Origin of the sequence: Chitinophaga horti, assembly GCF_022867795.2 — a bacterium.
GTDB lineage: Bacteria > Bacteroidota > Bacteroidia > Chitinophagales > Chitinophagaceae > Chitinophaga > Chitinophaga horti.
In genome coordinates, this window is the sequence record NZ_CP107006.1 from 3,999,461 (window position 1) to 4,023,325 (window position 23,865).

The following is a 23,865-nucleotide window of genomic DNA, read 5'->3' on the forward strand; positions in this document are numbered from 1 at the left end:
CATTTTAAATTATATTTACTTCTCTCTCAAGCGATACGCCGAATTTACTACGCACGGTATCCAACACGTGGGTGGAAAGGTCATAGATCTCCTGTCCGGTGGCGCCACCATAATTCACCAATACCAACGCCTGTTTCGCATGCACGCCTGCATCGCCTTTGCGGTAACCTTTCAGTCCGCATTGCTCGATCAGCCAGCCTGCCGCCAGTTTATACCTGCCATTGGCTAACGGATAGGCCACCAGTTCAGGGAACGTAGCTTTCAGCGATTCGTATTGCGAAGCTTCTATCTCCGGGTTTTTGAAGAAGCTGCCTGCATTGCCGATCTCCGCCGGGTTAGGCAGTTTGGAACTGCGGATGTTGATCACCGCCTGGCTGATCGCCTGTAACGACAGGTGGTTAATTCCCATATGCGCCAGCTCCTGCTCAATGGCGCCGTAAGTGGTATTGAAGTGATGCTTTTTATTCAGCTTGTAAATCACCGATAAGATCGCGAACTGCCCTTTGTACTGGCGCTTGAACACGCTTTCGCGGTACCCGAAATCACAGGCGGCGTTGTTGAAGTTTACCACCGAATGATCATTCATGTGTAAAGCCGACAGTTCATAGAACGTATCTTTTATCTCTACACCATACGCACCAATGTTCTGCATCGGGCTGGCGCCTACGTTACCGGGTATGAGCGACAGGTTCTCGAGGCCGGACAAATTATGCTGAATACAGTATTGCACAAAGCCATGCCAGTTTTCGCCAGCGCCGGCCTTTACATACACATGATCCTCATCTTCCCTAACGGCATGTATCCCTTTGATCTCGTTTTTGAGAACGAGCCCATCGAAATCCTTTGTGAGCAACACATTGCTGCCTCCACCCAGGATCATGCGCGGCACATTTTTCCATTCATTGCTTTCCAGTATTTCGCGCAACGCTTCTTTAGAATCGAAGGCCGCGAAATAGCGGGCTTTGGCGTCGAGGCCGAAGGTATTGTAAGGTTTCAGTGAAACATTTTGCGCTATCGTCATAAAGGCGTGTTCAAATGTGCTATCTTTAGTAAACCGGACAAAGATAATTAACAAAACTATGTCACAAACAGCCATTGTGATAGGCGCTACGGGACTCACCGGCAGCAGCCTGGTAACCGCACTTCTGGATGATCCTGCGTTTTCCGTCGTGAAAACGGTAGGCCGCAAGCCGCTGACGCTTACACATCCCAGGCTACAGCAAATGACCCTCTCGCTTACGGATATACCGGCTTTACAGGGCGCATTGCTGGGCGATGTGATGTTTTGCTGCATCGGCACCACGATCAAAAAGGCGGGCAGTAAAAAGGCCTTTACGGAGGTCGATCTCGATATTCCCGTTCGATGTGCGGAAATCGCATACCGTAATGGGGTAAAACAATTCCTGCTCATTTCCGCGATCGGTGCCAACGCTGCTTCGCCTAACTTCTACCTGCGTACGAAGGGACAAACGGAACAGGGCATTGCCCGCACGGGGTTTGAGGGCGTACATATCTTCCGGCCGTCTATCATCCTGGGCGAACGCCAGGAGTTCCGGCTGGGCGAAAAGATTGGCGGCGCCATCATGCAGGGCCTCCGCTTCCTGTTACAGGGAAAGCTGAAAAAATACCGCGGCATATCCGCAGAAGTAATAGCTGCCGCTATGCAAAAAATAGCCCGGCAAAAAGTAAAAGGTACCCACATCTACGAATCAGACGAAATACAGGCCATTGCCGACAATACGCCCGCTACCTGATTTTTTATCTATTTTGATGCTCAGCATCTCTTGTTTAGTATGAACAAACTTATCTGCCAACTTGCCATCTTCCTGTGCTTCGCCTTACCTGTTAGTCTGCACGCGCAAACTAACCGCCACTTGCCAAGTGACTGGGAGCAAGCCAGGATGACGCTCACCACAATTACCGACAGCTCGCTCTTCCGCGACGATTTTACCATATTGCTACACAACGTAACCTGCGATTTTATACTCACGCCCCCCGAAGAAGCGGAAGGTGTTGGTTATTACCGCCAGGTGCACCGCCGCCTGCGGGTGAATACCCAAAAGGGAAGCGACAGTCTTTCGTCGATCGTACTCCCGCTCCTGCCCAACGAAACGATCGTATTTATGCGCGCCCGGGTGTTACGCCCCGGTGAGGAACCGGTAGAACTTTCGGGACGCCTGCAAGCTGCGGGTACCCGCCAGCACCCGACGTCGGTATTACAGATCGATCCGGTCCCGGTGGGCGGGGAACTGGAGTACGAGATAAAGTCGGTGGTAAGTAATGACCTGGCCGGCAGCGAATACATGCAGGCGGAATACCCTATCCTCGAAACGAAATTCACACTCCTCTTCCCTAAAAAATACCAGATAAGGACGGTGAGCCGCAATGGCTATCCCGACGCAGCACTCACCGCTGCAAAGAACCACCGCGTGTGGGAAGTCAGCACCGGCCTCATACCGGGCAAAAAGCAACACGTATTTAACTACTACCAGCCGCAATTGCAGGGCATCCAGTTCTCGCTACAAAAATTTGTAACGGATACAGATAAACGAAAGAGAGACACCGTGCCTTACAACTGGCAGATTTATGGCGAAGAGCAGTTTTTTAAATACTTTTTCCTGGATAAAGATGAATTTAACCGCCTGCAGAAGGAGATGGATACCTGGGCATTCCTGAAACAGCAAAAGCCTTTACCACTGCTGATTTACCAGATCGAACACTTCATCAAAAACAAGTACCAGGTAAGCAAGTTTTATGACTTTGACCAGCTGCAGGATATCTCGAGCATCCTGCGTACGAAACAAACGAACGAAATAGGCATCACCAAACTGATGGCCGCCGCATTTTACATGATGCGCATCCGCTGCCAGCTGATGATGGTCAATGATCGCGAGCGCTACCCGCTGGACAGTGACATTGCCAACTTCAGCGCCGCCAGGAATGTGCTGCTCTATTTCCCGGACATCAACCAGGCGCTCGCTCCCACCGAAACGTCTTACCAGTTACCTTATTACCCACCCGCCTGGGCCAACATCCCGGCACTGATCGCCTCCGACACGGTAATTGACGGCACCTCGAAAGTACGCACCCGCTTTGGCAGGTCGCCTATGCCCGACTATACGACCAGCGGCATCCGTAACGAAACGGAAATATGGGTAAACGACAGTTCGGCCAATACCTTGTTACGCAGCAAACAGTCGTTCTCCGGCTTTGCCGATGCACAGGTAAAAATGCTGCTCGGCCACCTGGACGCCAATTCCAAAACGTCGTTCAACAGCACCATCCTGCTTAAACCTGAAAGAGAAAACATCGTCAGCGTACAGGCCGTAAATACTACCTGGTCGCCTGTGGACATGAACGCGCCTTTCACGCTCAACAGCCAGTACCGCGTACCGTATTTCGTACTGGGCGAGGACAAAACGCTTACGGTAACAGTAGGCTCCCTGCTGGCTTACCAATATCAGCCTGTACGCGGCCTGCCGCCTTCCGATCAGCCGGTGGAGCTGCCCTACCCCTGCTACTTCGAAAAGAAAGTGATCGTACACATCCCCGCGGGGTATAAAGTAAAAAACAAAGCCGACTTCAACGTCGACCTCACGAATATCGATTCCATATCCGGGCTCAGGCTCGGTATGTTGCAGAGTGGCAACACCGTTACGTTACTGGCAACAGAGTGGTACAAGCAACCGCTTATTACCGGCAGCTCACGCGCGGCATTCGATCGCGTTCAAAAAGCGATTGCGTTTTTAAGGAGTAAAAATTTAGTACTGGAAAAAGAATAGTGGGCCAGCTTTTGTAATGCTATCAGCCGCCGTTGTGTCACTCACTTCGGCGGCTGATTCGCTTCTATACATAATCCACATCGGGGATAATCACCACCGAACGGAACTGCTTTTCTGTTTGTAGCTTAATGAAAAACTCCCGCAGCATGTCTTTCGTACGCGCAATGATCTGCGTATCGCGGGGCAGCTTGATCATCATTTCCTGTAAGTAATTGTTACGCACGCGGCTTACGATCGGCGTAGCCGGCCCCACCAACTGCTGCTCGAGGTGAGGGCGCAACCAGTTGCCTAACACCTTGGCCGCCTGCTCCACCGTTTGTTCGTTTTTATGACGCAACGTGATGCGCAACATGCGTACGAACGGCGGGTAACCAAAATATTGCCTTTCGGCTATTTCCGCGTCATACATGGCGCGGTAGTTATGATCAATCACATATTGCAACACCGGGTGGCGGGTATTACTCGCCTGTATCAGCACGCGCCCTTTGCCATGCTTACGGCCCGAACGGCCACTCACCTGCTCCATCAGCTGGTACGCGCGTTCATTCACCCTGAAATCGGGGTAACTCAACAAGCTGTCGGCACTCAATATACCTACCAGATCTACGTTCTCGAAGTCGAGCCCCTTCACCACCATTTGCGTACCAACCAATATATCAATATGCTGCTGCTCCAGCTGCTGGATCATCTTATTGTGGCTGTCTTTATTGCGCACCGAGTCCATGTCCATACGCGCAATGCGGGCATCGGGGAATACGGCATGCAGATCATCTTCCACCTTTTCGGTACCAAAACTTTTAGGCAACAACGTCTGGCTGCCGCAGGCGGCACAGGTGTAGATGTACGGGTAACGCGTGCCGCAGTAATGACAATGCAGTTTGTCCGCCTGCCGGTGATACGTAAGCGAAACATCGCACTGTTTACAATGCGGTATCCAGCCGCAGGTGGTGCATAACAGGAACGGCGCATAACCTCGCCTGTTCTGGAAAAGGATCACCTGCTTCTTATTCGAGATCGTTTCGCGGATGGCATCTTCGAGTGCGGCAGTCAGGTTGCCCTTCATTTTTTTGGCCGCCATTTCCGGCTTTACATCCACTACTTCAATGGCCGGCATTTCAATACCGCCGTATCGCTCACCGAGGTTCACGAGACCATATTTCCCCTGCTGCGCGTTGAAGTACGATTCTACGGCCGGCGTGGCCGAGCCCAGTAACACTTTCGCTTTAAACAAAGCAGCGTAGTAAATAGCCGCATCCCGCGCATGGTAACGCGGCGCTGGTTCCTGTTGCTTAAAGGAGCTGTCATGTTCCTCGTCCAGGATAATAAGTCCGAGGTCGCGGAAGGGCAACAGCAGGCTGGAACGGGCACCCAGTACAATACTAAGTTCACCGCTTTTAACCTTGTTCCATATTTCTACGCGTTCGTTATTACTGAAGCGGGAATGGTAAATGCCAATCTTGCCGCCGAAGTGTTTCTGCAACCGGCGGATGATTTGTGCGGTGAGGGCAATTTCCGGCAGCAGGTATAATACTTGTTTGCCCCGCTGCAGGCAGTCCTCTATCAGTTTAATATAAATCTGTGTTTTACCGCTGGAGGTAACGCCGTGCAGCAAGGTTACCTGCTTCTCTTCAAAGCACTGGTATATTTCCAGCAACGCCTTAGCCTGCGCGGTACTTAACTCAAAGTCTACTTTTATCTCGCCCTTCCCCATCTGTATGCGGTCGACGGTGCGCTTCTCCACCCAAAGAATATCCTTCTCTACCAGCCCTTTTAGTTGGGCAGCGCTGGCACCCGACTTCTTCAGCAATTCGCTTTGCAGCACATCGCCCTGCGTTTTGGAAAAGTGCAGGTACGCCAGTAACAGTTCCATTTGTTTGGGTGCGCGTCCCAGTTCGTTGAACAGGGCCGACATCTGCTCGTCGGTACTATATGTTGGATTAAGCGTAATAAAGTTTTCCTTCTTTTCGCGGTAGGATTCTTTCAACTCCTCGTACACCAGACACACCCGCTTTTCGATCAGTTGTTTGATCACCGAGTACACATCTGCCTTATCCAGGATCATCTGTATCTCATCGATCCGCAGCTCGTTGCGTATTTGCAGGGCTTCGGCCAGCATGTATTCGTCGTCGGAAAGCATGGTGTAATCGTCACCGAACGCCTCATTGTACTGTAACACTGTTTCGCTGCTCAGTTTGAGGTGAGCGGGCAAGGCGGCGTTCAGCACTTCGCCTTCGGTACACATGTAATACGACGCCAGCCACGACCAGAAGGCCGTTTGCGTGGGGTATACCACCGGTTCCTTATCCAGCTGGTCCAGGATGGGCTTACACTTGTAAGCACCCGGGGCCTGACTGTGAATGGATTTAACGATGCCGGCGTACTTTTTTTGTTTACCCAACTGTACGGCCACGCGGCTGCCTACCTGCAAAGTAGCTTCCATACTGGCGGGCACTTCATAGGTGTAATTCCTGGGCAGCGCCAGGGGTATTATAACGTCGGCAAACTTCATGCAGGCTGTAAACTCGGGTAATTGTGATATTTTCTTAATTCAGCGTCCATCATGTCGTACACCTGCTTTTTAAGCGCGGGTAAGTCCTGCAGGGTTAACCCTTTCACCGATACTTTCGGCAGCCACACCACGCGGTTAATGCCCGGCGTGAGCGACAGCAGGCCTTTCGCACGCAGGCGGTGGTTACTGTCTACATACAGCACCGGCCTTATATCTGTTTCCATCTCGATCGCCATCCGAAAGGCACCGTCGTGGAAGTTGCGGAGAGGCTGACCAGTATAATTGGTCGTGCCTTCCGGGAATACCAGCATTGACACACCTTCTTTCAACGTCGCCTTCATCGTGCGTACGCTCTGCGCGCGGGCGCGGGCATCTTTACGATCTACCAGCACCACCGACTGCCGGTAAATAAACCCGAAAGCCGGGATCTTCACCATTTCGATCTTGCCCAGCGGTCGGAACGGGAGGCGCATCACTTTAACAGCGATAGCGGCATCCAGGTAAGAAAGGTGATTGGCGACGTAAATCACCGGCTCCTTATCTTCCTGCTCGTAACGAATGCGTTTGAACCAGATGCCTACCAGCGGGAACCAGGTATGCGCCCAGAAGCGGAGGAAATAAAACACCATGTTACCGCCACGGATCTTGCCGAACAGGGATACCAGGAAGATACCGGGTAAAATGAGAAACATAATGGCAATGAACCATATAGCGGCGTGGATGTTATAGATCGCCAGCAAAAAATTCCGGATTAAACGCATAGTTGAACGCTGAGTATTTGCAAAATGCGAAAATAAACAAATTGGGCTGATCCGTGGCGCCCTTTTCCTTACCATGCCATGACATAAAAAGTTCCTACCTTTGCCATCCTTATGACACAGGCTAAATCAGTAGCATTTCATACACTAGGCTGTAAGCTTAATTTCTCCGAGACCTCCACAATTGGCAGGATGCTGGAGAATGACGGGTTCGTTAAAAAAGATTTTGACGATAAGGCCGACGTGTACGTAATCAACACCTGTTCGGTGACCGACAATGCAGACAAGGAGTGCCGCCAGCTGGTACGCCGCATCCAGCGCCGCTCGCCGGAGAGCCTGGTGGTGATTACCGGCTGCTACGCACAGTTGAAACCACAGGAAATTGCCAGTATCGAGGGGGTTGACCTCGTACTGGGCGCCGCCGAAAAGTTTAACATCGTAGAACATATAAAGGAACTGACCAAAGGCGATAGCGCCAAAATCTGCTCCTGCGACATCGAAGATGTGAACACGTTCCACTCCTCCTACTCCGTAAACGACCGTACCCGTACCTTCCTGAAGGTGCAGGACGGCTGCGATTATAACTGTACCTTCTGCACCATTCCCATGGCGCGCGGCATCAGCCGTAGCGACAGTGTGGCCAATGTGGTGGAGAATGCCCGCGAACTGGCGGCCAATGGCGTAAAAGAGATCGTACTCACCGGGGTTAACCTGGGCGATTTTGGTAAAGGCTTAGGTGGCGGTAAAAAACGCGAAGAAAGCTTTTTCGAACTAGTACAGGAGCTGGACAAGGTGGAAGGCATCGAGCGTTACCGCATCTCTTCCATAGAACCAAACCTGCTGAGTAACGAGATCATCGAATTTGTGGCCAACAGCCGCAAGTTTATGCCGCACTTCCATATTCCGCTGCAAAGTGGTAATAATGAAATATTGGGGCTGATGCGCCGCCGGTACCGCCGCGAGCTGTACGCCGAAAAGGTGGCCATGATCAAACAATTTATGCCGCATGCCTGCATCGGTGTGGATGTGATCGTAGGCTTCCCTACAGAAAGCGACGCGCATTTCCAGGATACTTACCAGTTCCTGCACGACCTCGACATTTCTTACCTGCACGTATTTACTTATTCAGAAAGGGATAATACCGTGGCAATAGACATTAAACCTGTGGTGCCCGTAAACATCCGTCATGAAAGAAATAAATCACTTCGTAACCTGAGCCATAAAAAGATGCAATACTTCACCGAACAGCATGTGGGTGAAACCCGTAAAGTATTGTTCGAAGGGCATGGTAAAGACGGAATGATGGAGGGTTATACCGACAACTACATCAAGGTAACAACACCTTATCGTACCGAGTGGGTAAACAACCTCGTGGAATGGGAGCTTCGCTAGAACGCTTTACTGTAAAGTGTTAGCGGCGATCATCCATCAAAAGAAGAAAGATTATTTCAGAAGATTTTGAAAAATTATTTGGCAGAATAAAATACTTTTCTACCTTTGCAATCCCAACGAACGAAAAGCGATCGAAAAAAGGGGAAAAGAAATTTTGGGAGTTTAGCTCAGCTGGTTCAGAGCATCTGCCTTACAAGCAGAGGGTCGGCGGTTCGAACCCGTCAACTCCCACAAAATACCTTCGGGTGTTTGTTCTTAGAAAGTAGAAAATTGGTGAGGGAGTTTAGCTCAGCTGGTTCAGAGCATCTGCCTTACAAGCAGAGGGTCGGCGGTTCGAACCCGTCAACTCCCACTGAAGCCGTTTAGATGATATCTAAACGGCTTTTTTGTTTTATGTCGTTTCCTCCCTCATTACAGCTGCGCACGATTATTGCTCCCACTCCGTACATACCATTAACCTAAAAAGCCCACCATGACGAATCGACACCTTGCTTATGCACTGGCCCGTATCACGCTTGGCATTAACTTCCTGGGGCATGGCCTCGTACGCCTCCCCAAACTGGAAGGCTTCCGCAACTGGATGGTCAAACTATTCGAAGGCACGATGATGCCCCCATCACTGGTAGCGCCGTTCGCCACCATCCTCCCCTTTATTGAATTTGCACTGGGCATGTTCCTCATCATCGGGTTGTTTACCCGGCAATCGTTAGTGGCATGCGCTGTGTTGATGATGATACTGTTGTTCGGCACCTGCCTTCGCGAAGCGTGGGACGCTGCCGGCTCGCAGATGTTGTACGCGCTGTACATCGCACTGCTGCTCTTTTTCATAGAGTACAATGCCATGGCGATCGACACCCGCAAAAGGACCAGTGATTACTGATGCTTCGGCGGATTTTTGAAGATGCGTTTCACCACCTTACCGATCTTATTCAGGTTGGTCAGCTGTTCTTCGATCGGTGAAAGGGTTAGGTCTTCCGCCTGTACGCCAGGTTCACTGATCTGCACCTCCGTTTGTTCCGGGTACACCAGCATGAGGTTACGGTCTTTGAAGTATTTAACAAGCCGGGTAGGCAGGTTTTCCATATAAGCCTGGTACGAGAGCGTGCCTTTGCGGGCGGTAACCACTACCAGCAGATCGTCGCGGGTAATATTGCGCGCCAGCGTGGCCAGGTCCTCCATATGATCGAAGCGCTGAAAGCTCATTTCAAAGGTAGATTTGGTGCGTCGTAACAATTCGTTCACCGCCTCCTGCGTGCTGCCCGTACAGTACACCTGCAGCCTCGCTCCGGCCTGCCTGGACAACAACATCATTTTCTGCATATAGTGGGCAAATCCCTGCTCGTACTCCGTGTTCTGAGGTAAGAGCAACACCAGCCTGCGGGAGGTGTTTAAAGGGTATAAAAACTGGCAAACATACACGGTTTCCCAAACGCCCTGCAACACATTGTCGAGCGTAGTACCGAACAGCGTGCCGAACAGGCGGTCTGTCGTTGTATTTTTATCGCTCCAGGCGAGCACCACATCTGTCACCATCAGCTCCTTCACCGTACGGGAAATACCATCGGCCACGTTCAGGTCCACACGGGTCACCAGCTGCACATTACTTTCCGTAGCGGCTGCACTTACGAGGGCCTTTTCCACCATCTTGTTACTGATAAAGATCTTTTCGCGCGCTTCCTCATCATCCTTTACCACCACCAGCGGATGAATAGGGCTTGGCTGTCCTGCGCTACGCATCAGCATAGAGAAATCAAGTAACGGCTCCAGCTTTTCGAAGTTGGCGAGCGGAATGAGGGTACGTTCCGGCCCCGTCGGTATTTCAGGGATCTTTTCTGATTCGATGATGGCCAGCTTACGACCGGCGTTCTGGGTAACGAACGAGCCCACCATACAGGTAATGAGGATGAGTACCACTGTACCGTTTAACACACTTTCATCCACGATACCCATGTTGTAACCGATCAGGATCACCGCGATGGTAGCAGCTGCGTGGGCGCTGCTCAAACCGAAAATTACGTTACGCTGTGCCGGTGTATACTTAAATGCCAGCTGCGTAAAGAACGCCGCCAGCCACTTGCTGAACAACGCCATCGATGTTAAAGCACCGGCAATGATCAATGCTTCCGGGCCTTTCAGCAGTACGCGTAAATCCACGATCATGCCTACACTGATCAGGAAAAAAGGAATGAATAAAGCATTACCCACAAACTCTACTCGATTCATCAGCGAAGAGGTATGCGGGATCAGTTGATTCAATGCCAGCCCCGCGAGGAACGCGCCAATAATGCCTTCAATACCAGCCAGCTCGGCCAGGAAGGCAGCCAGGAACACCAGGGCCAGTACGAATATAAAGTGAGATGTTTTATCGTCTTTTATCTTCCTGAAAAACCATCGTCCTACCGCAGGAAATACCCAAAGGATGATCACTGCGAATACACTCACCGAAATACCCAGCCTAAGCCAGAATGCCGTATTCAGGTTGCCCTGCTGCGCACCGGTAATTACCGCCAGTATCAACAGCACCGCCGTATCTGTAATAATGGTGCCACCTACGGCTACGGTCACGGCTTCGTTTTTGGTAATACCTAGCCGGCTGGCCAGCGGATAAGCCACCAGCGTATGCGTAGCAAACATGCTCGACACCAGCAGCGACGCCATCAGGTTAAAATGCAGCACATAGGTACACACCACGAAACCCAATATCAACGGTAAAAAGAACGTAAAGGCGCCGAACACCATGCTGCGGTAGCGGCTTTTGCGAAACTCGGTCATATCCAGCTCCAGGCCGGCGAGAAACATAATGTATAATAGCCCGGCCTTGCCGAATAAATCAATACTTCCCTTTTCAATAATTTTAAACCCGTGATCGCCGATGGCCATACCGGCCAATATGAGCCCGATGATGCTGGGAATACGGAACTTGCGCAGGATAATCGGCGCCAGCAGGATGATAAATAATACCAGGGAGAAAATAGGAATAGGATCCTTCAAAGGCAGCCTGAAGTCCATCAATAGTACAGTTCCAATCATAACTCGTTAATTTTCTGTCTTCTATAATCAAGCTCGGATATGCAACTTACAAAATTTCCTTTGTGTAAGATGGCACAAAAATTTCCAGCCACTTCCCTTGATCCCGCCGAATTATGTTTAATTTTGTACAAAATACCCGGAATAAAAAATGAACCATCAAACACAAACAGGCGGAAAAACAAAAGAATGGGAAGATGTGCTGGTAGCGGAGGAAGAGGAATTCCCGTACAGCCTTGTCGTGTGGAACGATGACGTTAATTCTTTTGACTGGGTGATCAAATCCCTCATTGAAGTGTGCGGCCATTCTGAAGAACAGGCTGAACAATGTGCCGTCATCATTCACCACAACGGTAAATATGCCGTGAAGATGGGCAGCTATACAGAACTTCGTCCTATGTGCGACGCCCTGCTCGACAGAGGCATCAGCGCTACGCTCGAAGAAACCGTGCCTACCTGAGATGCCGGTATTCCCCCTCGATAACAGATTGGTTTTCCCCCCGGTACAACTTGCCGAGCCAGATGGCCTGCTGGCTTACGGCGGCGATCTTCGTCCCGAAAGGCTGCTGCTGGCTTACCGTTCCGGCATTTTCCCCTGGTATTCGGAAAAACCAATTCTCTGGTGGTGCCCGGACCCTCGCTTCGTACTTCTCCCCCGCGAACTGAAGATCTCTGCCAGTATGAAACAGGTCTTGAAGAAAGGCCAGTTCGAGATTACCGTCAACAAAAACTTCAGCGCCGTGATGAGCAATTGCGGCCGCATTGCGCGCCCCGGACAGGACGGCACCTGGATTACCAAAGAAATGCTGAAAGCCTACGAAAAGCTGCATGAACTGGGGTATGCCGTATCTGTAGAATGCTGGCAGAACGGCGAACTGGTAGGCGGCCTGTACGGATTGCGCATCGGCCGCTGTTTCTTCGGCGAATCCATGTTCGCCAGGGTAAGTAATGCCTCTAAAGCGGCCTTTATCACCTTCGTAAAACAACTCGAAACAGAAGGGGTTGTGCTGATCGACTGCCAGGTGCATACGGAGCATTTGGAGTCACTGGGAGCGCGGTTTATGCCGAGAGCGGAGTTCCTCGGGATACTAGAGGATCACTTGTAGGAACAATCCGTCATGGCGACCGCACGGAAGCCAACTTCCGCGCTGATCTTCGCGTTCTCAAACATACGATGACGATTTTCTCCATAAAAAAAGACCCCACCTTCCGGCGGGGCCTTTTCGTATCATACAACCGCAATTAACTATTGCAGCTTAGCTTTCAGTGCTTTGTCCAGCTCTTCCAGGAACTCTTCAGTATACAGGAAGTGTTTGCCATGCTCCACTTTGTTGCCGTGGATACAAACAGCCAGATCTTTTGTCATCTTGCCGCTTTCTACTACTTCGATACAAACCTGCTCCAAAGTCTGGCAGAATTTGATCAGCTCCTGGTTGTTGTCCAGGCGGCCACGGAATTCCAGGCCACGGGTCCAGGCGAAAATAGAAGCGATCGGGTTGGTAGACGTTGGTTTACCAGCCTGGTGGTCGCGGTAGTGACGGGTAACGGTACCGTGGGCAGCTTCAGCTTCCATGGTTTTGCCATCAGGCGTAACCAGGGTAGAAGTCATGAGGCCCAGGGAGCCAAAACCTTGCGCTACGGTGTCGGACTGTACGTCGCCATCGTAGTTTTTACAAGCCCATACGAAGTTACCGTTCCATTTCAGTGCAGAAGCCACCATGTCGTCGATCAGGCGGTGTTCGTACACCAGGCCGTTTTTGTCGAACTCGGCTTTGAACTCCTGCTGGTAGATCTCTTCGAAAATATCTTTGAAACGACCATCGTACTTTTTCAGGATGGTGTTTTTAGTGCTCAGGTACAGCGGCCATTTTTTAATGAGCGCCTGGTTGAAACACGCACGTGCAAAACCTTTGATAGACTCATCGGTGTTGTACATGGCCAGGGCAACGCCGTCGCCTTTGAACTGGTAAACTTCGTGCTCGATAACAGTACCGTCTTCACCTTCAAATTTGATAGTGAGTTTACCTTTACCTTTTACAACGAAATCGGTTGCACGGTACTGGTCGCCAAAAGCGTGACGGCCGATACAGATCGGTGCAGTCCAGTTAGGAACGAGGCGTGGTACATTGCTCATCACGATAGGCTCGCGGAACACAGTACCGTCCAGGATATTGCGGATAGTGCCGTTAGGGCTCTTCCACATTTGTTTCAGCTTAAATTCTTCTACACGGGCTTCGTCGGGCGTGATAGTTGCACATTTGATACCTACGCCGTATTGTTTGATAGCGTTGGCGGCATCTACAGTAACCTGGTCGTTCGTCTGATCGCGGTATTCAACACCCAGGTCGTAATATTTGATATCAAGTTCCAGGTAAGGCAGAATCAGTTTGTCTTTGATAAACTTCCAGATGATGCGTGTCATCTCGTCTCCATCCAGTTCAACTACCGGATTAGCAACTTTAATTTTTTGAGACATTGGTTACAGTTTCAGGTTTTTATAAAGGTGATATAAGTAACGGGAACATGGCTACGCGTTCGGCGGGCCATGTTCCCGGAATTGGCTAAAATACAAACTTTCTGCTGATCCTCCTCACCAATTAATTGCTTAACCGGTTAATCAGCAGTTTTTACATATGTTTGATAATCTCGTCGGCAAACTCGCTACATTTCACCAGCGTGGCGTCGTCCATCAGTTTGTAGAAGTCGATGGTTACACGCTTACGCATGATGGCGGTGCTGAGGCCGTGCACGATAATGTCTGCCGCTTCTTTCCAGCCCATATACTCCAGCATCATTACACCGGAAAGGATAACGGAAGAAGGGTTCATTGTATCGGTGTTAGCGAAACGCGGTGCCGTACCGTGCGTAGCTTCGAATACCGCGTGGCCGGTAGCGTAGTTGATGTTGGCGCCTGGCGCAATACCGATACCACCCACCGCTGCTGCCAGGGCGTCGGAAATATAGTCACCGTTAAGGTTGAGGGTAGCGATCACAGAGTAATCCTGTGGTGCCAGTAATATCTGCTGGAGGAAGTTGTCCGCGATCACATCGTTGATCAGGATTTTCTTATGCGCCAATTCGATCTTCATTTCTTTGTTCGCCTCTTCCTCGCCTTTCTCTTTCTTGGTATTTTCCCACTGTTCCCAGGTGTACACCTTATCGCCAAACTCGCGTACCGCCAGCTCGTAGCCCCAGTTTTTGAAGCCACCCTCGGTAAACTTCATGATGTTGCCTTTGTGTACGATGGATACAGATGGTTTGTTGTGATCTACCGCGTACTGGATAGCCGCGCGTACCAACCTTTCGGTACCCTGGCGGCTAACGGGTTTAATACCGAAGGATGAAGTTTCAGGGAAGCGGATCTTTTTAACACCCAGTTCCTCCTGCAGGAACTTCAGCATTTTGTCGGCCTCGGGAGTGCCGTACATATATTCGATACCAGCATAGATGTCCTCGGTATTTTCGCGGAAAATAACCATGTCCACCTTTTCGGGATGTTTAACGGGAGAGGGTACTTTGTTGAACCAACGTACAGGACGAACACAAGCGTACAGGTCCAGCTCCTGGCGCATGGCCACGTTGAGCGAGCGGATGCCGCCGCCAACAGGGGTGCTGAGGGGGCCTTTGATAGATACGAGGTACTCTTTCAGATCGCGCAGGGTGTCTGCCGGCAGCCATTCACCGGTTTGCTGGAAGCTTTTTTCACCTGCCATTACTTCCTTCCACTCGATTTTGCGCCCTTGTCCATACGCCTTTTCAATCGCGGTGTCGAATACACGCACACTTGCGCGCCAGATATCGGGACCTATCCCATCACCTTCGATAAAAGGAATAATAGGGTGATTCGGGACCTGAATCTGTCCATTGCTCATCGTTATTTTTTCTGCCGGCATAAAATCAATTTATTGATGCATTTACGAATATTAAAACAGCAGCGCAAAGGTAAGGGTTTATGCCAGCCCGATCACATAAAAATTTTGTATGGATGACTCGTTTCATGTTAATTTTGGTGCTTCTTTCCACCGCCTTAAAACCATTAAAAAAAGTGAATTTTTCCTACCTCGCCCTGGGCGATAGTTACACCATCGGCGAGGCCGTGCCTGCCGACGAGCGCTTCCCAGCTAAACTGGCGTCGCTCCTGCACATCGCGGAGCCCAGGATCGTAGCCGTTACCGGGTGGACGACCGACGAACTGGCCGCAGGCATCGAAGCGGCTGATATTCAGGCCACTTACGACCTGGTGACCCTGCTTATCGGCGTTAATAACCAGTACCGCGGCCGTTCCCTGCCCGAGTACCGCGAACAGTTTACTTCCCTGCTGAAACAGGCCATTGCCTTTGCCGGCCACAAAGCCGACCATGTGATCGTGGTATCCATCCCCGACTGGGGCGTTACCCCCTTCGCCGCCGGCCGCGACCAGCAGCAGATCGCCGCAGAAATCGACGCATTCAATGCCGCCAATAAAGAGATTGCCCTGGCCCATGGCGCTCAGTGGATCGACATCACTCCCTTTACCCGCGAAGCGACTGCCGATCCCGCGCTGGTGGCAAGCGATGGACTGCATCCCTCCGGGAAGGACTACGCCCGATGGGCAGCAGCGATCGCTCCACTTGTAAAACGATAATAAGCAGACCGGGTAACCGGTCTTTTTCTTTATAGCCGGCCTCCCCCAACTTCTGCAGTAACGCACCACTGGCGGGCGGTCGTGCAGCGTGCATCTATTGCCTTACCGGCCAAGATCCTACCAACATCCTCCGACAATCCCTCCTACTCCCTAGGTTCATCCTAGGTTCAACCTTCGTTCATCCTTCGTTCAACTTACGTTCACGAGCCTAGGTTGAACGTAAGTTAAGCCTAAGTTAAGCCTAGGATGAACCTAGGGAGCAGCATGGATGCAGCATGGATGCAGCATGGATGCGGCTTTAAGGGGAGAGGATTCCCTGAAAGCCGGAGTAAAGCCGGAAAATGCAACTCGGTCGAGTGATAGTATTTTATCGAAGTTTGTGCTGGCGCGCGCCACCGTCCGCCATCGCGAATGAAATGAAGCGAGCCTCCGCTTTAGTCTCGTTTGGTGTCAGTTGTGCGGCCATGGGCACAGGAGCGAAGACTGCACACGAGGATTGCTTCGCTTCGCTCGCAAAGACGCAGAGTTGTCGCTCGCAAGGGCGGCGAGTCCCAGACTACACACGCCGGTTGCTTCGCTTCGCTCGCAAAGACGGCGAGTCGTCGCTCGCAAAGACCGCGACTCGCACCGGTAAAAAACGACCGCCTCCCATTTCACCGGCGATTTACCCGGTTTCACCGGAAAGGGGCGGTTTCCTGCCTAAACGGCGTTGTAAGGCGTGATAATCCGGAATATTTTTGTTGCACAATTAAAATATATGAACAGTTATAATCGTCAACAAGAAAGAAAAAGTAGTTTATGGGGTGGACTGATCCTGCTGGTAATAGGTGCATTTTGGCTCCTGAGACAATTAGACCTCCACATTCCTCACTGGGTATTTTCGTGGCAGACGGTCCTGATTGCCGTTGGCATTCTGTTGGGTGCCAAAAGAAACTTTACCGGCGCGGCATGGATAATCCTGGTGTGTATCGGCAGCATTTTCCTGATAGACGACATTTTTGACTGGAATTTTAGCATGTCACGTTTTATCTGGCCGCTTGTCTTTATATGTGCAGGCATTTTCCTGGTGGTACAGTCGACCGAAAGAAGACGCCGCGAAATTATCCTGCAGCCGGGTGAAAATGCAGACGACTACATTGCCAATACCTCACTTTTTGGCGGGAGCACGAAAGTGGTATTCAGCAAAAACTTCCGGGGCGGTTACATTTCCGACACGTTTGGCGGATCAGAGGTTAACCTGAGCCAGGCGGACTTTAACGGCATCGCGGTACTGGATGTACAATGCCTGTTCGGCGGCTCCGAAATTACGGTACCTCCACATTGGGAAGTACGCATTAACGTGAGCTCGATCTTTGGCGGTGTGGATGATGCCCGTACCAAACCCGTGGCCATCAACCCGGACAAAATACTGATCATCAAAGGCTCCTGCACCTTTGGCGGCGTAAGTGTTAAGAACTAACAGCAGCGCAGGCTGCGCTTATTGTGACAAATTATTAAAGCATATTTTATGAATTGGTTCGTTGCAAAAATTGTTTACCAGATCATCTGCGGACAAGGTGTTCATCAGCCGCAGTTCGATGAGCAGCTGCGCCTTATCAGCGCGGGCAACAAGCAGGAAGCCTGGCAGAAAGCCGCTTCCATCGGGCAACAGGAGCAACACTCGTTCCTGAACCAGAAAAAGGAACTGGTGGAATGGCGCTTTATCAACGTGCCGGAACTGTACGCGCTGGACGATCTGAAAGATGGAATGGAAATTTATTCCCGCGTGGAAGAACCGGAAAATGAAACTTCCTACGTAGCGCTTTTACAGATGAAAGCATCGCAATTGCAGGTACCAAAGGTTTTAGCACTTAACTTGTAGGAAATTTTCACAGGTAGATGGCAAAACCATTATCAACCCAACCCGCTTTCCGGTTTACGTTCATAATCTCCTGGACCGCAGGCGTACTGGCCCTTACCGCGCTGATCTACTTCTGGTTCGGATTCGGTTTGCTTCCCGCCCTGGTCGACGGATGGCTGAACGTATCACTGCTGGCGCTCGACGCCCTGCTGATCGTACATAACCTGGCGTATTACCGCCCTACCAGCGGCCGCTTCCTGTTCGTCATTGCTGTTAACGCCACGCTCGCCGCCGGCTGTTTGTACTTCGGCTATTACATTTGCGGCCTGTTATTCAAAGATCAGCCGCTGTACCTCGACTGGCTGAAGGCCTCTCTCTGCCGGTACGTTTCCTGGTCGCGTGGATCTTTTTGTCTGCTATCAGCCTGCTGAGTTTCTTCTGGTACGAAATAAAAGCGCAGCAGGAAACGATCGAAAAGAAAGACACGGCGGAAAAGCTGGCTACCGAAGCCGAACTGTTTAAACTCAGGCACCAGCTGCAGCCGCATTTCCTGTTCAACAGTCTTAATTCTATCAACGCACTCATTGGTATACGACCAGAAGAGGCGCGGCAAATGGTGCAGAAGTTATCTGATTTTCTAAGGGGTACGCTCAAAAAAGAAGACCAGGCTTCCACCACATTAAAAGAAGAAATTCAATACCTGCAATGGTATCTCGATATAGAAAAGGTGAGGTTCCGGCATCGCCTGAGCACCGAAATTGATTGTAGTGAAGAAAGTCTGAACACCCAGCTGCCGCCGCTTTTACTGCAGCCAGTCGTTGAAAATGCCATCAAGTTTGGATTGTACGACACCATCGGCGACATTACCATCCGCATCAAAAGCTGGACGGCCGACGATATGCTGTTCATCAGCGTCGACAATCCGTTTGATCCGGAATTGCAGCATTCGACGAAGGGCACCGGGTTTGGACTATCATCCATACAACGCAGGCTGTTCCTTTTATTTGGCCGGGCCGACCTGTTAAGCACACAAACTCACGATACTACTTTTACCACGCTTATAAAAGTACCGCAATCACAATGATCAAAGCTGTAATTATAGACGACGAACCGCTGGCCCGCGAACTGGTACTGGAGTACCTTCGCAACTGGCCACAGGTAACCGTTTTACAGGAATGTAACGATGGCTTCGAAGGCTTAAAGGCCATCCAGCAACATCAACCCGATCTTATTTTTTTAGATATACAAATGCCGAAGATCAACGGCTTCGAAATGCTGGAACTGGTGGAAAAACTGCCGGCCGTTATTTTCACCACGGCGTTTGAAGAATACGCCCTGCGCGCCTTCGAAGTGAGTGCGGCCGATTACTTACTAAAACCTTTCTCCCGCGAACGTTTCGATAAAGCGATGCAGAAGCTGGCAGATGCAACAGCTGCCCCCGCTGCCCTGCCGGAAGTACTGGATGCCGCCGCCCGTGAAATGCCCGCGCAACACAACCGCATAGTCGTTAAAACGAACGGTAAAATTAAGATCATCCCCATGGCTGATATTCATTACATAGAAGCAGCGGATGATTATGTGAAGATCGTTACACAGGAAGGCAGTTTCCTGAAGAACAAGACCATGGCCTTCTTCGAAAAAACGCTCGATGCGCTACAATTCATTCGCGTGCACCGCAGTTATATTCTGAACGTTAGCCAGATCACGCGACTGGAGCCTTACGAGAAAGAAACTTATCTCGCTGTATTACGCGATGGCAATAAGGTACAGGTAAGTAAAACGGGATATCCTAAATTGAAAGAGGTATTGGGTTTATAAATCACAAGCTGGAAAATAAACGTTCCAGCTTTTCTTTTTTAAGCACCTTTTGCCCTTGTTCACCGCTGGCAATAAGGCGGCCGTTGGAATAAGCTTCATAAGTACAAATGATTTCGTGCTGATACAATGCCTTTACCATGGCGGTAAACTCCACCACCGCGCCTTTTAACGCAGGCGCATGATGGGTGACGGTAAGGCTGGTACCAATGCCCTCTTCCTCCTCCTCTTTCATTTCGAGTACGAACAAACGGCAACACCATTCCGCATCGCGGGCCAGTGCGAATGTGGCGTATACCGGATGCACCGCGCCGCTGTCAAACGCCGCACAATCTTCCTCCCGCACATGGCGCGTAAAGTGTTTGGTATCGCCTGGTTGAAATATGGCTTTCATCTGCAGTTTATTGAACAACCAGCACCGGGATGCTTACATAGTGCCGCACAAAATTCACCGTTTCGCCGTACAGCCAGTCTTTAATGCCTTTGTGCCCATGGCCGCCGAGTATGAGCAGGTCGGCCTGTTGCTCCTGTACGATCCTTACGATGGATTTAGCGCGATGCCTGTACCCTAATATCCCCTGCGCTTTAATATTTCTATCTTTTAATAACGAGAGATAAAGATCCAGTTGCTCCTGGTCCTTCTGCGTTTCGTGGTCGTCTGACTGATTACCGAAATAGCGGGCAGACGGACTTTCCACGATATGTATGAGAATATATTCTGTATCCGGGTTGCCCTGGCTGAGCGCATTGGCCAGTACTTTTTCGTCGCTGCTGCTGAAGTCGAGTGCAAGAGCAATACGTTTGTAGATAGGGCGATCGAGGTTACCAAGCGTGAGCTGTGGTGTATGCATGTTCACCGAGGCATCGCGGTTGCGGTAGCCCATTAAAGGATAGATGATAGTGATGACGAGCAGCGCCATAAAACCGGCACACAGGAACATCACCAGGGCAGATACCCACCAGCCGCCGGAGCCCGTCATGAGATCGTATACTTCGTCGAACACCATGCGTACGTTGAGGTACACAAGTATGGCGGTAATGATCCAGGCGGCTATTTTCGTCCAGGTGCCGATGGCGAAGTTGCCCATGGTATTTTTATCGCTCACAAAATGAATGAGTGGGATAACGGCAAAGCCAAGCTGGAGGCTCAGGAGTACCTGGCTGAAGACAAGCAGTTCACCGATCTCACTTTCGCCGTAAATCATGATCACGAACAGTGCGGGAACGATGGCGAGCAAACGGGTAAGCAGGCGGCGTAACCAGGGATTGATGCGCAGCCTGAGGTAACCTTCCATCACAATTTGTCCGGCCAGTGTGCCCGTTACCGTGGAGCTTTGTCCGGCCGCAATCAATGCCACCGCAAATAAGATCGGTGCGAGTTTACTACCGAGCAGGCCTTCGAGCATCTGGTGTGCCTGGGTAATATCGGCCACCTCGGTATGACCACCTTTATGAAACACCGTGGCCGCCAGTATAAGGATGGCTGCATTCACGAAAAACGCCAGGTTAAGGGCGATCGCACTATCGGCGAAGTTCATCTTCAACGCCTGTTTAATGCCGGCATCATCCTTTTTGATCTTACGCGTTTGTACAAGTGCGGAGTGCAGGTAAAGATTATGCGGCATGACCGTTGCGCCAATGATACCGATCGCGATGTACAGGGCCGCTTCGTCGGGCAAACTGGGCACAAAGCCCTTTACCACCTCGCTCATCTGCGGCTTCGAGATAAATAGTTCTACCAGGAACGACATGCCTACAATGGCTACCAGCGCGATAATGAACGCTTCCATTTTCCGGATGCCGTAACGTTGTAATACAAGCAGCAGGAAAGTATCCAACACCGTAAGACCGACGCCCCACATAAGCGGAATGCCTGTTAGCAGCTGTAAACCGATCGCCATACCCAACACCTCGGCGAGATCCGTGGCGGCAATGGCGACTTCCGCCAATATGTACAATAAGAAGTTTACTACGGGTGGATATGTTTCCCGGTTGGCCTGTGCCAGGTCACGGTTACGAACAATGCCAAGGCGGGCGCTGAGGCTTTGCAGCAACAGGGCCATGAGGTTACTCATCAACAATACCCAGATGAGGGAATAGCCATATTTACTACCACCTGCCAGGTCGGTGGCCCAGTTGCCGGGGTCCATGTAACCCACACTTACCAAATAGGCCGGACCAAAAAATGCAAGCAGTGTGCGCCAGCGTGACCGGGGTTTAGTGGTATCCACACTTTGATGCACTTCGCTTAATGATGCGGCCGAGTTCTGAATCCTGCTCATAATGCTTCTGATCGTTTTACCGGGGATGGGCTGCCATGCGTTTACAGCGGCCTTACCAGTATATTTTTAGCCACCTGTTCACTGATCGTAAAGGCAGGCTGGTTCTTTATTTTGATTTCTACTGAATTGTCAAATTCATAGCGCTCTATCACTTCAATCTGCGTGCCCAGGCGAATACCCTTGGCCTTCAGGAACTCCAGCAGCGCCGTGCTCTGATCGTTGACCGCCGCTACTTCCAGGCGTTTGGCCGTGGCTTTGTCCAGCGGGTGATGCGGTCTCGTTTTATTCATCCGCCCCTGCGCGTCCGGTATAGGGTCGCCATGCGGATCGGTGGTGGGGTTACCCAGGAAGTCGCTCAGGCGGGTAGTCAGTTTCTCACTACGTACATGTTCCAGCTCTTCGGCCAGTTCGTGTACTTCTTCCCAGCTAAAGGCCAGCTTATCCACCAAAAAACACTCCCATAAACGATGCCTGCGGATGATTTGCAGCGCAATGCGGCGACCGTCGCCGGTAAGCGTAATGCCGCGGTACTTCTCATAATCGATGAGCTTTTTCTCCTTCAGCTTCTTGGCCATATCCGTCACCGAGGCCGGCTTCGTGTCCAACTCATACGCTATGGCGTTGGTCGACACGGTCTCCTGCCCCTCCTGTAGCTTAAAGATCGATTTGATATAGTTCTCTTCCGCGATCGTCAAATTCATAATACCTAAAATAAAATTTAGACAAATCTAAATATTCCGCCCGAATCATCCAACAAGCGGGCCTATTTTTTGTGTGGGTAGATGATAATCAAAAAGAATAATGTTACTTTTCCAGCCAATTAGCGACAAATTATGAGCAGAATCCGCATCCTGTTAGTGATCATGGCAGGCTTATTTTTAGCCTCCTGTAAAGACAAATCAAAAAAACCGGGAGACGAGGACCGTCCGCTCACCTTCGCGGAATTCAGCGAACTGTTTCCTGCGGCGAAGCTGCCTTATAAAGTTTCCATCGAAACGTTAAAAGAGAAAACGGCAGATTCCCTGGCCCTCAAACCCAAAGTAGCGGCCCAGTTCCTGCCCGATACGCTGACTGCGGGCGTATTCCAGAAAGAAAAGCCGCGCATCTACCCACTGGCCTATTTTAAAACAGACGATCTGCATTACGTCCTGGTAAAGGCGGCGGGCAAATCGTCCAGCGTAGCTTACATCTGCCTCTTTACACCCAAAGGCGCTTTCCTTAACAGGCTGCTGGCCGGACAGGTAAAGCCAGGTAATACAAAAGAGATCACCACCAATATCGACAACCGTTATAACATTAAGGTGAACACCGCTGAAAAACGCAGCACTAATTATACCGCTAACCGGGAAGATACCTATGGTGCCTACCCGGATGGCAACATTGCCCTCATTATGACCAACTCCACCGACCCGGGCAGCGGTGGATTATACAACCCGATCGATACGTTGCCGCGCACGCACAAAGTGTCCGGCGACTACACTTCCGGCGAAAGCAACCTGGTATCTATCCGCGACGGCGAAACGGCGAAGGAGTTCCTTTTCTTTATTTCCTTTTCGAAGGATAAGGGTGCCTGTCACGGCGAGCTGGATGGCACTGCAAGGTTCACCGGAGCCAATACGGGTCAGTTCCGTGATAAGAACAGTGAATGTATCCTGGAGTTTAAATTCTCCGCCGGCAGGGTAAGCATCAGTGAAACGGGGTGTGGGGCGTACCGGGGGATTAAATGTATGTTCGAAGGTAGTTTTGTGAAGAAGAAGGAACCGAAGAAAAAGAAAGCCTAATAATAATGAAAAAGGCCGCACTCTGACGAGGCGGCTTTTTTAATGTATAAACCCA

At 50.8% G+C, this 23,865-nt stretch carries 22 protein-coding genes and 2 tRNA genes; 15 read left to right on the top strand and 9 right to left on the bottom strand.

The annotated features are described in order from the left end of the window. Window positions 1–4: 4 nt before the first annotated feature. A complete protein-coding gene (murB, locus tag MKQ68_RS16130) occupies window positions 5–1,021 on the bottom strand; it encodes a UDP-N-acetylmuramate dehydrogenase (RefSeq protein WP_244840486.1) in 1,017 nt (338 codons plus the stop codon). Window positions 1,022–1,079: 58 nt separating this feature from the next. Here murB and MKQ68_RS16135 point away from each other — a divergent pair, with 58 nt between their 5' ends. Continuing rightward, window positions 1,080–1,754 carry an NAD(P)H-binding protein gene (locus tag MKQ68_RS16135; protein ID WP_264280013.1) on the top strand — a complete coding sequence of 225 codons (675 nt, stop codon included), beginning with the start codon at window positions 1,080–1,082 and terminating at the stop codon, window positions 1,752–1,754. 39 nt (window positions 1,755–1,793) lie between these two features. Further along, window positions 1,794–3,782, top strand: a complete 1,989-nt coding sequence (locus MKQ68_RS16140; protein ID WP_264280014.1) for a DUF3857 domain-containing protein — start codon at window positions 1,794–1,796, stop codon at window positions 3,780–3,782. A gap of 64 nt (window positions 3,783–3,846) precedes the next feature. Here MKQ68_RS16140 and priA read toward each other — a convergent pair whose 3' ends face one another. Together priA and MKQ68_RS16150 are read right to left on the bottom strand one after the other, a co-directional pair. After that, window positions 3,847–6,291 carry a replication restart helicase PriA gene (priA, locus tag MKQ68_RS16145; RefSeq protein WP_264280015.1) on the bottom strand — a complete coding sequence of 815 codons (2,445 nt, stop codon included), beginning with the start codon at window positions 6,289–6,291 and terminating at the stop codon, window positions 3,847–3,849. Then, on the bottom strand, window positions 6,288–7,052 hold the full coding sequence (locus tag MKQ68_RS16150) for a lysophospholipid acyltransferase family protein (RefSeq protein ID WP_264280016.1): 765 nt from the start codon (window positions 7,050–7,052) through the stop codon (window positions 6,288–6,290). The genes priA and MKQ68_RS16150 overlap by 4 nt, the downstream gene beginning before the upstream one ends. Before the next feature lie 111 nt (window positions 7,053–7,163). Here MKQ68_RS16150 and mtaB point away from each other — a divergent pair, with 111 nt between their 5' ends. The 4 genes from mtaB to MKQ68_RS16170 all read left to right on the top strand — a co-directional run bounded on the left by mtaB (window position 7,164) and on the right by MKQ68_RS16170 (window position 9,321). Next, a complete protein-coding gene (mtaB, locus tag MKQ68_RS16155; protein ID WP_264280017.1) occupies window positions 7,164–8,441 on the top strand; it encodes a tRNA (N(6)-L-threonylcarbamoyladenosine(37)-C(2))-methylthiotransferase MtaB in 1,278 nt (425 codons plus the stop codon). 156 nt (window positions 8,442–8,597) lie between these two features. Continuing rightward, a tRNA-Val gene (locus MKQ68_RS16160) sits at window positions 8,598–8,672 on the top strand. Between the two features lie 46 nt (window positions 8,673–8,718). Beyond that, window positions 8,719–8,793 (top strand) — tRNA-Val (locus tag MKQ68_RS16165). Between the two features lie 120 nt (window positions 8,794–8,913). Beyond that, entirely contained in the window at window positions 8,914–9,321 is a 408-nt protein-coding gene (locus tag MKQ68_RS16170) for a DoxX family protein (protein ID WP_244840497.1), read from the top strand. Here MKQ68_RS16170 and MKQ68_RS16175 read toward each other — a convergent pair. Continuing rightward, entirely contained in the window at window positions 9,315–11,471 is a 2,157-nt protein-coding gene (locus tag MKQ68_RS16175; RefSeq protein WP_264280018.1) for a cation:proton antiporter, read from the bottom strand. The two genes, MKQ68_RS16170 and MKQ68_RS16175, sit on opposite strands and share 7 nt — an antisense overlap. 148 nt (window positions 11,472–11,619) lie before the next feature. Here MKQ68_RS16175 and MKQ68_RS16180 point away from each other — a divergent pair, with 148 nt between their 5' ends. After that, a complete protein-coding gene (locus tag MKQ68_RS16180) occupies window positions 11,620–11,928 on the top strand; it encodes an ATP-dependent Clp protease adaptor ClpS (RefSeq protein WP_264280019.1) in 309 nt (102 codons plus the stop codon). 1 nt (window position 11,929) lies between these two features. Next, window positions 11,930–12,574 carry a leucyl/phenylalanyl-tRNA--protein transferase gene (aat, locus tag MKQ68_RS16185; RefSeq protein ID WP_264280020.1) on the top strand — a complete coding sequence of 215 codons (645 nt, stop codon included), beginning with the start codon at window positions 11,930–11,932 and terminating at the stop codon, window positions 12,572–12,574. A 140-nt stretch (window positions 12,575–12,714) separates the two neighbouring features. Here aat and MKQ68_RS16190 read toward each other — a convergent pair whose 3' ends face one another. Continuing rightward, window positions 12,715–13,944: an NADP-dependent isocitrate dehydrogenase gene (locus MKQ68_RS16190; RefSeq protein WP_264280021.1), complete on the bottom strand. Its 1,230-nt coding sequence runs from the start codon at window positions 13,942–13,944 to the stop codon at window positions 12,715–12,717. Between the two features lie 151 nt (window positions 13,945–14,095). Further along, window positions 14,096–15,361 (bottom strand): NADP-dependent isocitrate dehydrogenase, encoded by a 1,266-nt coding sequence (gene icd, locus MKQ68_RS16195; protein WP_264280022.1) that lies wholly within the window; start codon window positions 15,359–15,361, stop codon window positions 14,096–14,098. 152 nt (window positions 15,362–15,513) lie between these two features. Here icd and MKQ68_RS16200 point away from each other — a divergent pair, with 152 nt between their 5' ends. The 6 genes from MKQ68_RS16200 to MKQ68_RS16225 all read left to right on the top strand — a co-directional run bounded on the left by MKQ68_RS16200 (window position 15,514) and on the right by MKQ68_RS16225 (window position 19,750). Beyond that, on the top strand, window positions 15,514–16,092 hold the full coding sequence (locus MKQ68_RS16200) for an SGNH/GDSL hydrolase family protein (protein WP_264280023.1): 579 nt from the start codon (window positions 15,514–15,516) through the stop codon (window positions 16,090–16,092). Window positions 16,093–16,849: 757 nt separating this feature from the next. Continuing rightward, window positions 16,850–17,551, top strand: coding sequence for a LiaF transmembrane domain-containing protein (locus tag MKQ68_RS16205; protein ID WP_244840503.1), 702 nt, complete (start codon window positions 16,850–16,852; stop codon window positions 17,549–17,551). A gap of 48 nt (window positions 17,552–17,599) precedes the next feature. Continuing rightward, on the top strand, window positions 17,600–17,953 hold the full coding sequence (locus MKQ68_RS16210) for a DUF4288 domain-containing protein (protein WP_244840504.1): 354 nt from the start codon (window positions 17,600–17,602) through the stop codon (window positions 17,951–17,953). Window positions 17,954–17,970: 17 nt separating this feature from the next. Beyond that, window positions 17,971–18,363, top strand: coding sequence for a hypothetical protein (locus tag MKQ68_RS16215; protein ID WP_264280024.1), 393 nt, complete (start codon window positions 17,971–17,973; stop codon window positions 18,361–18,363). Further along, complete coding sequence (locus MKQ68_RS16220; RefSeq protein ID WP_264280025.1) at window positions 18,342–19,016, top strand: sensor histidine kinase; 675 nt, start codon at window positions 18,342–18,344, stop codon at window positions 19,014–19,016. Before MKQ68_RS16215 ends, MKQ68_RS16220 begins: the two co-directional genes overlap by 22 nt. Then, window positions 19,013–19,750 (top strand): LytR/AlgR family response regulator transcription factor, encoded by a 738-nt coding sequence (locus MKQ68_RS16225; RefSeq protein WP_264280026.1) that lies wholly within the window; start codon window positions 19,013–19,015, stop codon window positions 19,748–19,750. Before MKQ68_RS16220 ends, MKQ68_RS16225 begins: the two co-directional genes overlap by 4 nt. A 1-nt stretch (window position 19,751) precedes the next feature. On the opposite strand, the gene MKQ68_RS16230 is transcribed toward MKQ68_RS16225, so the two are convergent. The 3 genes from MKQ68_RS16230 to MKQ68_RS16240 are packed head-to-tail and all read right to left on the bottom strand — an operon-like array spanning window position 19,752 to window position 22,730. Then, window positions 19,752–20,141 (bottom strand): thioesterase family protein, encoded by a 390-nt coding sequence (locus MKQ68_RS16230; RefSeq protein ID WP_264280027.1) that lies wholly within the window; start codon window positions 20,139–20,141, stop codon window positions 19,752–19,754. A gap of 7 nt (window positions 20,142–20,148) precedes the next feature. Next, window positions 20,149–22,029: an Nramp family divalent metal transporter gene (locus MKQ68_RS16235; RefSeq protein WP_264280028.1), complete on the bottom strand. Its 1,881-nt coding sequence runs from the start codon at window positions 22,027–22,029 to the stop codon at window positions 20,149–20,151. A 41-nt stretch (window positions 22,030–22,070) separates the two neighbouring features. After that, window positions 22,071–22,730, bottom strand: a complete 660-nt coding sequence (locus tag MKQ68_RS16240; RefSeq protein ID WP_264280029.1) for a metal-dependent transcriptional regulator — start codon at window positions 22,728–22,730, stop codon at window positions 22,071–22,073. Window positions 22,731–22,862: 132 nt separating this feature from the next. Between MKQ68_RS16240 and MKQ68_RS16245 the strand changes: the two genes are divergently transcribed. Continuing rightward, window positions 22,863–23,810, top strand: a complete 948-nt coding sequence (locus tag MKQ68_RS16245; RefSeq protein ID WP_264280030.1) for a hypothetical protein — start codon at window positions 22,863–22,865, stop codon at window positions 23,808–23,810. The last annotated feature ends 55 nt before the right edge of the window (window positions 23,811–23,865 follow it).